Annotated in this window: 13 protein-coding genes and 1 tRNA gene; 6 read left to right on the top strand and 8 right to left on the bottom strand. The window is 65.7% G+C overall.

The window, feature by feature from the left end; all coding sequences use genetic code 11:
- The first annotated feature begins 43 nt into the window (after positions 1-43).
- The 4 genes from argJ to AC10V3_RS18045 all read left to right on the top strand — a co-directional run bounded on the left by argJ (position 44) and on the right by AC10V3_RS18045 (position 3,165).
- A complete protein-coding gene (gene argJ, locus AC10V3_RS18060; protein WP_022536672.1) occupies positions 44-1,270 on the top strand; it encodes a bifunctional glutamate N-acetyltransferase/amino-acid acetyltransferase ArgJ in 1,227 nt (408 codons plus the stop codon).
- A gap of 126 nt (positions 1,271-1,396) precedes the next feature.
- Positions 1,397-2,302 carry an ATP-binding protein gene (locus tag AC10V3_RS18055; RefSeq protein WP_022536671.1) on the top strand — a complete coding sequence of 302 codons (906 nt, stop codon included), beginning with the start codon at positions 1,397-1,399 and terminating at the stop codon, positions 2,300-2,302.
- Positions 2,299-2,745, top strand: coding sequence for an NUDIX domain-containing protein (locus AC10V3_RS18050; RefSeq protein WP_022536670.1), 447 nt, complete (start codon positions 2,299-2,301; stop codon positions 2,743-2,745). Before AC10V3_RS18055 ends, AC10V3_RS18050 begins: the two co-directional genes overlap by 4 nt.
- 57 nt (positions 2,746-2,802) lie before the next feature.
- Entirely contained in the window at positions 2,803-3,165 is a 363-nt protein-coding gene (locus AC10V3_RS18045) for an OPT/YSL family transporter (protein ID WP_022536669.1), read from the top strand.
- Between the two features lie 178 nt (positions 3,166-3,343).
- Here the strand turns inward: AC10V3_RS18045 and AC10V3_RS18040 are convergent, their stop codons facing one another.
- From AC10V3_RS18040 to pilB, 6 genes are all read right to left on the bottom strand, one after another.
- Positions 3,344-3,535: a DNA gyrase inhibitor YacG gene (locus AC10V3_RS18040; RefSeq protein WP_022536668.1), complete on the bottom strand. Its 192-nt coding sequence runs from the start codon at positions 3,533-3,535 to the stop codon at positions 3,344-3,346.
- Between the two features lie 30 nt (positions 3,536-3,565).
- Positions 3,566-4,324: a cell division protein ZapD gene (zapD, locus tag AC10V3_RS18035; RefSeq protein WP_022536667.1), complete on the bottom strand. Its 759-nt coding sequence runs from the start codon at positions 4,322-4,324 to the stop codon at positions 3,566-3,568.
- Positions 4,325-4,571: 247 nt separating this feature from the next.
- Positions 4,572-5,210, bottom strand: coding sequence for a dephospho-CoA kinase (gene coaE, locus AC10V3_RS18030; protein ID WP_022536666.1), 639 nt, complete (start codon positions 5,208-5,210; stop codon positions 4,572-4,574).
- An 86-nt stretch (positions 5,211-5,296) separates the two neighbouring features.
- On the bottom strand, positions 5,297-6,196 hold the full coding sequence (locus tag AC10V3_RS18025; protein WP_022536665.1) for a prepilin peptidase: 900 nt from the start codon (positions 6,194-6,196) through the stop codon (positions 5,297-5,299).
- A gap of 3 nt (positions 6,197-6,199) precedes the next feature.
- On the bottom strand, positions 6,200-7,471 hold the full coding sequence (locus AC10V3_RS18020) for a type II secretion system F family protein (RefSeq protein WP_022536664.1): 1,272 nt from the start codon (positions 7,469-7,471) through the stop codon (positions 6,200-6,202).
- Between the two features lie 69 nt (positions 7,472-7,540).
- A complete protein-coding gene (pilB, locus tag AC10V3_RS18015) occupies positions 7,541-9,265 on the bottom strand; it encodes a type IV-A pilus assembly ATPase PilB (protein ID WP_349607170.1) in 1,725 nt (574 codons plus the stop codon).
- On the opposite strand from pilB, the gene AC10V3_RS18010 reads away from it, so the two are divergent.
- Positions 9,259-9,612, top strand: coding sequence for a helix-turn-helix domain-containing protein (locus AC10V3_RS18010; protein ID WP_349607169.1), 354 nt, complete (start codon positions 9,259-9,261; stop codon positions 9,610-9,612). The genes pilB and AC10V3_RS18010 overlap by 7 nt on opposite strands.
- A gap of 112 nt (positions 9,613-9,724) precedes the next feature.
- Here the strand turns inward: AC10V3_RS18010 and AC10V3_RS18005 are convergent.
- Together AC10V3_RS18005 and ispB are read right to left on the bottom strand one after the other, a co-directional pair.
- Positions 9,725-9,801 (bottom strand) — tRNA-Pro (locus AC10V3_RS18005).
- A 145-nt stretch (positions 9,802-9,946) separates the two neighbouring features.
- Positions 9,947-10,876, bottom strand: a complete 930-nt coding sequence (ispB, locus tag AC10V3_RS18000) for an octaprenyl diphosphate synthase (protein ID WP_051369817.1) — start codon at positions 10,874-10,876, stop codon at positions 9,947-9,949.
- Positions 10,877-11,406: 530 nt separating this feature from the next.
- Between ispB and rplU the strand changes: the two genes are divergently transcribed.
- Positions 11,407-11,718, top strand: a complete 312-nt coding sequence (rplU, locus tag AC10V3_RS17995) for a 50S ribosomal protein L21 (RefSeq protein ID WP_006576525.1) — start codon at positions 11,407-11,409, stop codon at positions 11,716-11,718.
- Positions 11,719-11,722 lie beyond the last annotated feature (4 nt).

Raw genomic sequence — 11,722 nt, 5'->3', positions numbered from 1 at the left:
CAATTCGCTAGCAGAAAGCGCAAGCAGGAATAGAGGAGTCCACATGCCCGTCAATCTTCCGCTGCCCCAGGCAGAGAACCTGAAATCCGTCGCCGGCGTGGAGCTCGGCTGGGCCGAGGCGGGCATCCGCAAGGCCAATCGCAAGGACGTGCTGGTGGTGCGCGTGGCCGAGGGCAGCACCGTGGCTGGCGTCTTCACCAACAACCGCTTCTGCGCCGCACCGGTGCAGGTGTGCCGTGAGCACCTGGCTGCCGGCAAGGGCATCCGCGCGCTGGTGGTCAACACCGGCAACGCCAACGCCGGCACCGGCGAGCCGGGCCTGGCCAATGCCCGCGCCACCTGCGATGCACTCGCCGCGCAACTGGGTATCGCCGCCGAGCAGGTGCTGCCGTTCTCGACCGGCGTGATCCTGGAACCGCTGCCGGTGGATCGCCTGGTGGCCGGCCTGCCCGCCGCCATCGCCAACGCCAAGGCCGACAACTGGCTGGCCGCCGCCGAGTCGATCATGACTACCGACACGCAGCCCAAGGCCGCGTCGCGCACGGCGCAGATCGACGGCAAGACCGTGACGCTGTCGGGCATCAGCAAGGGCGCCGGCATGATCCGCCCCAACATGGCGACCATGCTCGGCTTTATCGCCATGGACGCCGCGGTGGCCCAGCCGGTGCTGCAGGCGCTGGTGTCGCACGCCGCCGACCACTCGTTCAACAGCATCACCATCGACGGCGATACCTCGACCAACGACTCGTTCGTGCTGATCGCCACCGGCAAGTCCGGTGCCGTGGTTGACCGCGCCGAAGGCCCGGCCTTCGAGGCGCTGCGCGACGCGGTGACCGCGCTGGCGCAGGAGCTGGCGCAGATGATCGTGCGCGACGGCGAAGGCGCGACCAAGCTGATGACCATCCGCGTCGAAAGCGGCAAGGACGTTGCCGAGTGCCGCCAGATCGCCTACGCGGTCGCGCACTCGCCGCTGGTCAAGACCGCGTTCTATGCGTCGGACCCCAACCTGGGCCGCATCCTGGCCGCGGTGGGCTATGCGGGCATCGATGACCTCGATGTCGGCCGCGTCAACCTGTGGCTGGACGATGTCTGGGTGGCCCGCAACGGCGGCCGCAACCCCGACTACCGCGAAGAAGACGGCCAGCGCGTGATGAAGCAGGCCGAGATCACCGTGCGCATTGCGCTCGGCCGCGGCAATGCCGAAGCCACCGTATGGACCTGCGACCTGTCGCACGATTACGTGTCGATCAACGCCGACTACCGCTCTTAAGCACCCCGGGTTTGCTCCCCTCTCCCGCATGCAGGAGAGGGGCCGGAGGAGAGGGCAGGCGTTTCCGGATACGCGATGCCCCGCAAATCCACCCCTCTCCCCAACTACTGACACCGTCACGCCGCCATGTCCGACCTCACCTCCCGCCTCGACAACTTCCTCGCCCGACTCGAACAATGGCTGCCGCCGCAACTGAGCGATGCGGACTGGCAGGAGGCGGTAGCGTTCCGCTGGCGCAAGCGCCAGAGCCTGTTCGGCAATATCGGCTACCTGCAGCCGGTGCGCCAGCTGCCGCCGATCCACCTGGACGACCTGAAGAATATCGAGCGCCAGAAGGACGCCATCGTCGCCAACACGCGCCAGTTTGTGAACCAGCTGCCGGCCAACAACGTGCTGCTGACCGGCGCGCGCGGCACCGGCAAGTCGTCGCTGATCAAGGCCTGCCTGAACGCCTTCGTCAAGGACGGGCTGCGCCTGGTCGAGGTGGACAAGGATGACCTGGGCGACCTCGGCGATATCGTCGAGCTGGTCTCGCAGCGCCCCGAGCGTTTCGTGATCTTCTGCGACGACCTGTCGTTCGAGGAGGGCGAGTCGGGCTACAAGTCGCTCAAGTCGGCGCTGGATGGCTCGGTCGCGGCGCAGTCGGACAATGTGCTGATCTACGCCACCTCCAACCGCCGGCACCTGCTGCCGGAGTACATGAAGGACAACGAGACCTACCGCCACACCGACGACGGCGAGATCCACCCCGGTGAAGTGGTCGAGGAGAAGATCTCGCTGTCCGAGCGCTTCGGGCTGTGGCTGTCGTTCTACCCGCCCAAGCAGGACGAGTACCTGACCATCGTCGGCCACTGGCTCAAGCACTTCGGCTGCACCGACGAGGACATCGCCGCGGCGCGCGGCGATGCGCTGGTGTGGGCGCTGGAGCGCGGCTCGCGCTCGGGCCGGGTGGCCTGGCAGTTCGCGCGCGACTGGGGCGGCAAGCATGGCAAGCCTTTTATCGCCGACGTGAACGGCGACGCCAAGGCATGAGCGTGTCCATGCAAAGCCCCGCAGAAACGGCTGATAATCCTCCGCGCAAGGTCACCGAGGTCGCCGTGGGCGTGATGGTGCAGCCCGACGGCCGCTTCCTGCTGGCGCAACGCCCTGCGGGCAAGCCCTACGAAGGCTACTGGGAATTCCCCGGTGGCAAGCTGGAGCCCGGTGAGTCGGTAGAGGCCGCGCTGGCCAGAGAACTCCATGAAGAGCTGGGCCTTGACGTAACGCAATGCGAGCGCTGGCATACCCTCGAACATGACTACCCGCACGCCTATGTGCGGCTGTACTTCTGCAAGGTCACGGCCTGGCGGGGCGATCCCGTCGGGCGCGAAGGCCAGGCCTTTTCCTGGCAGCAAACGCCCGTGACAGTCGGGCCGCTGCTGCCCGCCACCATCCCGGTGGTGGAATGGCTGGCCGAGGAAGCGCGCAACGACTGACCTTGCCATTGCCGCGGCGCCCGCTTCTGCGCCGCCAGTCCAAGGAAAGGAACCTGCATGCTTCGCGTCGACCGTATCGCCGACGACATCTCCCTGCCTGAACTGACCCTGCGCGGCATTATCCCCGGTGCGCTCATCACGGTCGTGTTCACCCCCTCGAACATCTACCTGGGGCTGAAGGTCCGCCGCGGCGACGGGGTGCGGCTGCCGGTGCTGGCGGTCGGGATCGGCATCTACCTGCCGCCGACCATCAGCTCGGCGCTGGTGGTCGGGGCGATGCTGTCGTGGCTGCTGCTGCGGGCCGAGCGCCGCCGCGCCACCGCGCGCGGGGACGACGTCAAGCTGGCGCTTGAGCACGCCGAGCGGCGCGGCACGCTGCTGGCCTCGGGCCTGATCGTCGGGGAAAGCTGGTCGGCGTGATGCTGGCCGCGGTGATCGGCCTGTCGGGCAAGGATGCGCCGCTGGCGCTGGTGGGGGCGGGGTTTGAAGCGACCGCGCAGTAGCTGGGCCTGGCGGTGTTCGTGCTGGTAGGCGTGGGCTTCTACCGCCGCGTGCTGGCGGCGGCGCACTGAAGCGTCTGGCCGGTGAGAGGGGACGCTCAGTCGTCCTCTTCCTCACTCAGGTCGGCGGACGGCGTTTCGCCCGGCTTGCTGCCGATCACGTACTTCTCGGACGCCCACGCGCCGAGGTCGATCTGCTTGCAGCGTTCGGAACAGAAGGGGCGGAACTTGTTGTCGGGCACCCAGGGTACATTGGTGCCGCAGGTGGGACATTTGACGACGGCAGGCATAGCGCTAAAAGCAGGCTTCAGGAATCGACTTCAGAAATTGCAGAGTTTCAGCAGAAACGGGATATCCGCATCGACCGAGCGCGGCCGCAGGTCGCCGTCCTGCTGCGTGAAGCGCACCCACAGCATGTACTTGTTGGCGCTCATTTCCGGGATGAACGCCAGCAGCGAATCATCCAGGTAGACCTGCATCAGCTGGTAGCTGCGCCCGGACAGCATCTGCTGGTAGCTGCCGCCGGTGGCGATCACCTTGCCGCTCTGGCCGGCTTCGCGCAGCAGGCGCAGCACGATGGTGGTGCCCATGCGCAGCGACACCAGCGGGCGCGCCCACTTGAGGATATCGGCGCGGCGGTCTTCGGCGGGGCGGTGCTGCCAGGCGTAGTAGGCCGGCAGGTCGAACTCGCAGGTGCCGCCGGGGATGATGGCGCGGCTGCGGATGCTGGTCAGCCACTCGTTGTCGGTCAGCAGCTGGCCGGCCTTGCCCACGGTCTGGTTGAGCATGGCGATGCCCTGCTCGATCTCGCCGATCACGGCGTCCAGCGTTTCCTGATGGATCTGTGGATTGGCGCGCAGCGGCGCCAGCGCCTGGCGCTGCCGTTCCAGTTCCTTGATCAGGTCGGTCTTGAGATCGGCACGGCCCGCTACGTCGATGATCTCGAACAGCGTGGTCAGCGCGACATGGTGCTGCTGGGCATGATCCTGGGCGAGGAAGTAATCCAGCCGATCGAACAGGTCCTCCAGGCGCAGGAGCGTCCTGATGCGTTCGTTGAAAGGATATTCGTACAGAATCAAGTGCTATGTCCGTGCAGGGCGTCGGGCGAGCTCCGTGGCAGGAGCTCGCCCGGTGCAGAATGTGGCCCGGGAAACGCGGGGAGATGCCAAACATGGGGCGCCTCGAGTCGCATCGAGTGGCGCATCATGTGTCGATCCGTGCAGTATGCGGCTATTTCCCGGCATGTTCCAGCGCATTCTATGCGAGACAAGGGCCGAGGACAATGTCATGTGCATGATGCGGTGCGCTGGCACGCCGACTTTGCTGTTATACGCCGGACTCGGGATGGACCTCGCCGGCCGCGGACAGTTCACGGTAGTAGCGGTCGAGCCGGTCGACCTGGTCCACCAGCGCCTCCACCGGGCCGTCGTTGTCGATGACGTCGTCGGCACATGCCAGGCGCGCGCCGCGCGTGGCCTGCTTTGCCATGATGGCCTGGACCTGCTCGCGGCTGAAGCCGTTGCGTGACATCACGCGCGCCACCTGCGTGGCCTCGCTGCAGTCGACCACCAGCACGCGGCCCACCCGTTCGCGCCACGAGCCCGACTCCACCAGCAGCGGCACCACATAGATCAGATAGGGATGCTCGCCGGCGTCGCGCACGGCCTGCGCGCGTTCGTTGGTCAGAGCGCGGATCAGCGGATGCGTAATGCCTTCGAGCCGTGCCTTGGCGGCCGGGTCGGCGAATACCAGCCCGCGCATCGCGTCGCGGTCCATGGCGCCGTCAGGGCGAAGGCAGCCGGGGCCGAAGGCCTCGACCAGCGCCGGGATGGCGCGCCCGCCCGGGGCGGTGATCTCGTGCGCGAGCAGGTCGGTGTCGATGATCGCTGCGCCGCGCGCGGCGAACATGTCGGCCACGCGGGTCTTGCCGCTGCCGATGCCGCCGGTCAGTCCGATTTCCAGCATGTGGGATTCTGTGAAGGGTTCGATGGCGATGTTGCCGTCACGATACCAGCTTCACGCGTTCGCGTCGGACGGTCACCACGCCGGCTTCATGGCAGCGCCAGCGGCAGCACGCCCGGGCCGAACCCCAGCACCACCACGCCCGCCAGCGCGATGAAGGGGCCAAAGGGGAAGGGTGTATCACGCTCCTGCCGGCGCAGCGCGATGCTGGCCAGCCCGAACACCACACCCGCGACCGACGACAACAGCACCAGCGCCGGCAGCGCCTGCCAGCCGAACCACGCGCCCAGCGCGGCCATCAGCTTGAAGTCGCCGAAGCCCATGCCTTCCTTGCCGCGCACCAGCCGGAACAGCCAGTACGCCACCCACAGCACCAGGTAGCCGGCGGCGGCGCCGATCACCGCATCGGCCAGCGGCACGAACAGGCCACCCAGGTTCAGCAGCAGGCCCAGCCACAGCAGCGGCAGCGTGATCTGGTCGGGCAGCAGCTGCGTGTCGGCATCGATCATGGTCAGCGCCAGCAGCGACCACACCAGCACCAGCGCGGCCAATGTCTGCCAGCCCGGCCCGAAGCGCCACGCCAGCAGCGCGCTCAGCAGGCCGCAGGCCAGCTCCACCAGCGGATAGCGCACGCTGATCGGCGTCTTGCAGGCCGAGCAGCGCCCGCGCAGCAGCAACCAGCTCAGCACCGGCACGTTTTCCCACGGCGCGATCGCGTGCCCGCAATGCGGGCAGGCCGAGCGCGGCACCATCAGGTTGTAGCGGGCGGGATAGGGCAGCGGGTCGCCGCGCAGTTCGGCGATATAGTTGGCCTCGTCGCGCTCCATCATGCGCGGCAGCCGGTGGATGACCACGTTGAGGAAGCTGCCGACCACCAGCCCCAGCAGGGCCGCCACCGCGACCATGAAGGCCGGCGGCAGCGCCGCCAGCGCGTGCAGCAGCTGCCCGCTGCCGGTCGGGAAAGGCGAGGTGGAGAATGCCAAAGCCATCCCTTACACCACCTGTCCCAGCTTGAAGATTGGCAGGTACATCGCCACCACCATGCCCCCGATCAGCACGCCCAGCACCACGATAATCAGCGGCTCGATCAGGCTGGAGATCGCGGCCACGGCATCGTCGACCTCGCGCTCGTAGAACTCGGCGACCTTCAGCAGCATATTGTCGAGCGCACCCGACTCCTCGCCGATCTGCGTCATCTGCAACACCATGTTGTCGAACACATGCGTCGCCTGCATCGCATTGGTCAGGCTGGTGCCGATGCGCACCGATTGCTCGATCTCGCGCGTGGCGTCGTAGTAGAGCCAGTTGCCGGCGGCGCCGGCGACGGACTCCATCGATTCCACCAGCGGCGTGCCGGCGGCGAACATGGTCGCCAGCGTGCGCGTCCAGCGCGCGATCACCGCCTTGCGGAACAGGCTGCCGAAGATCGGCAGCTTCAGCAGCACGCGGTCGGTGGCGCGCTGCACTTTCTCGGATTTCTTCAGGGCGCGCAGGTAGAAGATGATGCCGCCCACGGGTACGCCGATCACCAGATACCAGTACTGGACAAAGAAGTCCGAGATCGCGATCACCACCAGCGTCGGCGCCGGCAGATTGGCGCCGAAGCTCGAGAACACGCCCTTGAACGCCGGGATCACGAACAGCATCAGGATCACCGTGACGGCAAAGGCCACGGTCAGCACCGCGATCGGGTAGATCATCGCCGACTTGATCTGGCTCTTCAGCGCGATGGTCTTTTCCATGTAGAGCGACAGGCGCTCCAGCAGGGCATCGAGGATACCGCCCTGTTCGCCGGCATCGATCAGGTTGCAGTAGAGCGTGTCGAAGTACTTCGGATGGCGCCGGAACGCCGCCGCCATGCTGCTGCCGGCTTCGATGTCGGAACGGATGTCCGACAGCAGCTGGGTGAAGTTGGGGTTAACATGCCCGCGCGCGATGATGTCGATCGACTGCAGCAACGGGATACCCGCCTTGAGCATGGTCGACAACTGCCGCGTGAAATAGGCGATGTCCTTCTCGGTAATCTTGCGCCCGCGCGCGGCCTTGCGCTTCTTCAGCTTGACGATGGTCAGGCCTTGCTTGCGCAGCGTGGCGGTGACCTCGGCCTGGTTCTCGGCGCGCAGCTCACCGGTGAAGGTCTTGCCCTTGCGGTCCTTGCCTTCCCACTCAAAGATGTACTGGGTGGGTGCCTTGCGCCCCTTCCCTGATTTCGCCCGTGACGGCGCTGCCGTCCGGGCGCCCGCCGCTGGTGCGCGCGTCGCCATGATTTTGACCCCCGATGTAAATGACGTTTGTTCTACGTCTTGTATTTACGTTGTGCCCTACGTGTCCGACTAAATATTCGTGGTCGCCAGCACTTCTTCGAGTGACGTGACGCCCTGCTTTACCTTCAGCAGCCCCGCGTCGCGCAACGATAGCACGCCGTCCTTGCGCGCCTGCTCCGCGATTTGCAAGGCCGTGCCGTGCGACAGGATGATCTGCTGCATGGCCTCCGTGATCGGCATGACCTGGTAGATGCCGCAGCGGCCCTTGTAGCCGCTGCCGTTGCAGCGCTCGCATCCGACCGGATGGAAGGGCTGCCAGCTGCCGTCGATATCCTGCTCGCGGAACCCGGCGTCGAGCAGCGCCTGGTGTGGCAAATCGCCCTGGCGCTTGCAGGTGCACAGCCGGCGTGCCAGCCGCTGCGCGGTGATCATCAGCACGCTTGACGCGATGTTGAAGGGCGCCACGCCCATGTTCATCAGCCGCGTCAGCGTGGTCGGCGCGTCGTTGGTGTGCAGCGTGGACAGCACCAGGTGGCCGGTCTGCGCGGCCTTGATCGAGATATCGGCGGTTTCCAGGTCACGGATTTCGCCGACCATGATGATGTCCGGATCCTGGCGCAGGAACGAGCGCAGCGCCGCGGCAAAGGTCAGCCCGGCCTTGTCATTGACGTTGACCTGGTTGATGCCGGGCAGCTGGATTTCGGCCGGGTCCTCCGCAGTGGAGATATTGATATCGCCCTGGTTCAGCAGGTTCAGAAAGGTGTACAGCGACACTGTCTTGCCGCTGCCGGTCGGGCCGGTCACCAGCACCATGCCGTAGGGGCGCTTGATCACGTCCAGCAGCAGTGCCTTCTGCTCCGGCTCGTAGCCGAGTTGGTCGATGTCGAGCTTGTCGGATGACGATTCGAGAATCCGCATCACGATCTTCTCGCCGAACAGCGTCGGCAGCGTCGACACGCGGAAGTCCACCGCCTTCTCGACCGTCTCCTTGGCGTCCTTGTCCTTGGGCAGCGAGAGCAGCAGCTTCATGCGGCCATCCTGCGGCACGCGCTTTTCAGAGATATCCAGCCGCGACAGCACCTTGATGCGGGTAGCGATCTTGTCGCGGATATCCAGCGGCGGGCGCGCGACTTCCTGCAGCACCCCGTCCACGCGAAAGCGGATACGGTAGAAGGTTTCGAACGGCTCGAAGTGCAGGTCGGACGCACCGCGATGGAAGGCCTCGGTCAGCAGCTTCTGCAGGAAGCGCACCACCGGGGCGTCGTCGATGGCCTCGGCGGCAGTGCGGTTGCGCTGGGCGCTGGCGGCGGCTACCGGGTCGTACTCGATCAGCTTGCGCTCGACCTGTACCGGCGAGATGTTCTTCAGCGTGCCCAGCGCCTCGCCGGCGGAGCGCACGTGCTTCATCAGCTTGTCGTGCTCAACCACCACCGCTTCGACCGGCAGTTTGTACTTTTCCTTGATCGCATCCAGCCCGGCCTGGTTGGACGGGTCGGATGTTGCCAGCACCAGCCGGTTCTCGCGCCGGCCCAGCGGCAGCAGGCGGTGCGCATGGAACTCACGGTTGCCGGCCAGCGCCGGCGGCACCTTGTTGAGGTTGTACTGCGCCAGGTCCAGCAGCGGCAGCTGGTACTTGTCCGCCGCGAACAGCGCCAGGTCGTGCGCGCTCATGGTGCCGCTGCCGACGATTTCGTCGATCAGCTGCGACTGCTTTTCGCGCGCGGCCTGCTCCAGCTGAGCAAGCAGGGCGGGCGCGATACGCCGGCTCTGGGCCAGGGCAAGACCGAGTGTCATGGCAGGTGCGCTGTGCGGTTGGACGGTGGCCGCTGGCCACGGAGGGGGCGGGACGGTCCCACGTCCCCGGATCGGGGCAGTTTGCCGCCGGGGTCACTTTTTGTAAAGGCGACGACAGCGCGGTGTTGGCGTTTGCGCGACACAAGCGCAACCCTACTTGCGCGGGGAGAAGGGGTGATTTCACCACCGCCGAGGCCGCCGAATACATGGAAGTCTCGATCGCCACCTTCCGCCGCCTGGTGCGGGATGGCAAGCTGAATGCTCGTGTCGAAGTGGGACGTAGGCAGCTTTTCTGCGTAGCCGACCTGAGGGCGTTCAAGCGTCAGCGCGAGGCGATCAAGGGTTGATCGGACGGTAGCGGCGCAGCCGATCTGGCGTGTGGGGGACACGCCGTGGCCCGAATGGCCGGCACAAAGACAAAGAGCCGAATCAACTCACGTCGATTCGGCTCTTTAAATCTGGTCGGGGTGAGAGGATTCGAACCTCCGGCCTCTACGTCCCGAACGTAGCGCTCTACCAGGCTAAGCTACACCCCGATTTAGTCTTGCTGGCTAACGCTTAACCGTTAAGTTTGGTCGTCAGCAGCAAAGAAGGCAAGTTTAGCAGCGTTTTTTTTGAAAGGGAAGAGGGGCAGGCAAAATCGCACTTCGTCCCGCTTCCGTTGCCTGCGCCACGTTCCCGTTAAGACAGTCGCTGCAGCGAGGACGAGCAGAGCTGGATCAGGGTCTCTTTCAACTCCGACGCGGGGAATTGCATCGCCGCTTTTTCCGCAGCCTCGGCCTCACGCCGTGCCGCTTCGAAGGTGACCTCCAGCGCGCCGCTGGCGTGGATCGCGGCGAACACCGCGTCAAAGTGCTCGGTGCCGCCCTGGACGATGGCGTCGCGCGCCAGCTGGCGTTGCTCGGCGGTGCCGTGCTCGAGCAGGTGCAGCAGCGGCAGCGTGGGCTTGCCTTCGCGCAGGTCGTCGCCGGCGTTCTTGCCCATCTGCTCCGCGCTGGCGGTGTAGTCGAGCATGTCGTCGATCAGCTGGAAGGCGGTGCCGATGCGGCGGCCGTACTCGGCCGCGGCTTCTTCCATCTCCGCGTCGGCGCCGGCCAGCACCGCGCCCAACTGGGCCGCGGCCTCGAACAGCTTGGCGGTCTTGTAGCGGATCACCTGCAGGTAGCGCTCGATGGTGACATCCGGGTCGTGCATGTTCAGCAGCTGCAGGACCTCGCCCTCGGCGATCACGTTGGTCGCGTTGGACAGGATTTCCATGATACGCATGCTGCCAGCATCGACCATCATCTGGAATGCGCGCGAGTAAAGGAAGTCGCCCACCAGCACGCTGGCGGCGTTGCCGAACACCGCGTTGGCGGTATCGCGGCCGCGCCGCAGTTCGGACTCGTCGACCACGTCGTCGTGCAGCAGCGTGGCGGTGTGGATGAATTCGACGACGGCGGCCAGCTCATGGTGGCGGTGGCCGTCGTAGCCCAGCGCGCGCGCCGTCAGCAACAGGATCACCGGGCGCAGGCGCTTGCCGCCGGCACCGATGATGTATTCGCCGATCTGCTCGATCAGCGGGACTTCAGAAGACAGCCGCTGGCGGATGACAGCATCGACCGCGCGCATGTCTGCAGCGACCGGGGCAAGCAAGGCAGTGGCGGAAGGCTGGGACAAGATGATCACCGTTACGCAAAACCGGACGATTATATGCGAAGCCCACGCCGTTCTACGCATGCAGCGCATTCTAAAGATGGCCGCTCAGGGTATGCGCGCAGGGTGTTCGCGTGGCGCGCATCTATAATTCGGGCATGGACAAGCCCGTATCTCGCCGCCATTTGCGCCGCACCGCCCTGTGGGTGGCGTTTGCCGCACTGGCGGGATTCCTGCTCGCCGACCTGACCTGAGCCGGGCGCCCTCGCTTTGTGGCGATGCCGCCGCCCACAGGCTATGTGCCTGTTTTCTTTGCGCTTTTCCCCAACCTCGTTTACAATTCCCGGTTTCCTCCGGTTGCTACGCTCGCTTTGCGGGTGCTGACCGGCGGGAGATAACCGGGCCGCAGTGAGCCCGCCCACGCGCCAGGCCGTGCATTGACCGGCCGCGCAGGGTGCGCCCAGTGCCGGCATTCGGCGTTTTATTCACATCCGAGAGGTTCGACAATGTACGCGGTCGTAAAAACCGGCGGCAAGCAATACAAGGTTGCTGCTGGCGAAAAACTGAAAGTAGAACAGATACCGGCAGACATTGGCGCAGAAATCACGCTCGACCAGGTGCTCGCAGTGGGCGCCGGCGACCAAATCAAGTTTGGTACGCCGCTGGTTAGCGGGGCTTCCGTCAAAGCTACCGTTATCTCCCAAGGTCGTCACGACAAGGTGAAGATCTTCAAGATGCGCCGTCGCAAGCACTACCAGAAGCGTCAGGGCCATCGTCAGAATTACACCGAACTGCGCATCGAAGCGATCGTTGCCTGATCGA

The organism is Cupriavidus sp. PB-02, assembly GCF_058252315.1.
This window is presented reverse-complemented; position numbering and strand designations above follow the sequence as displayed.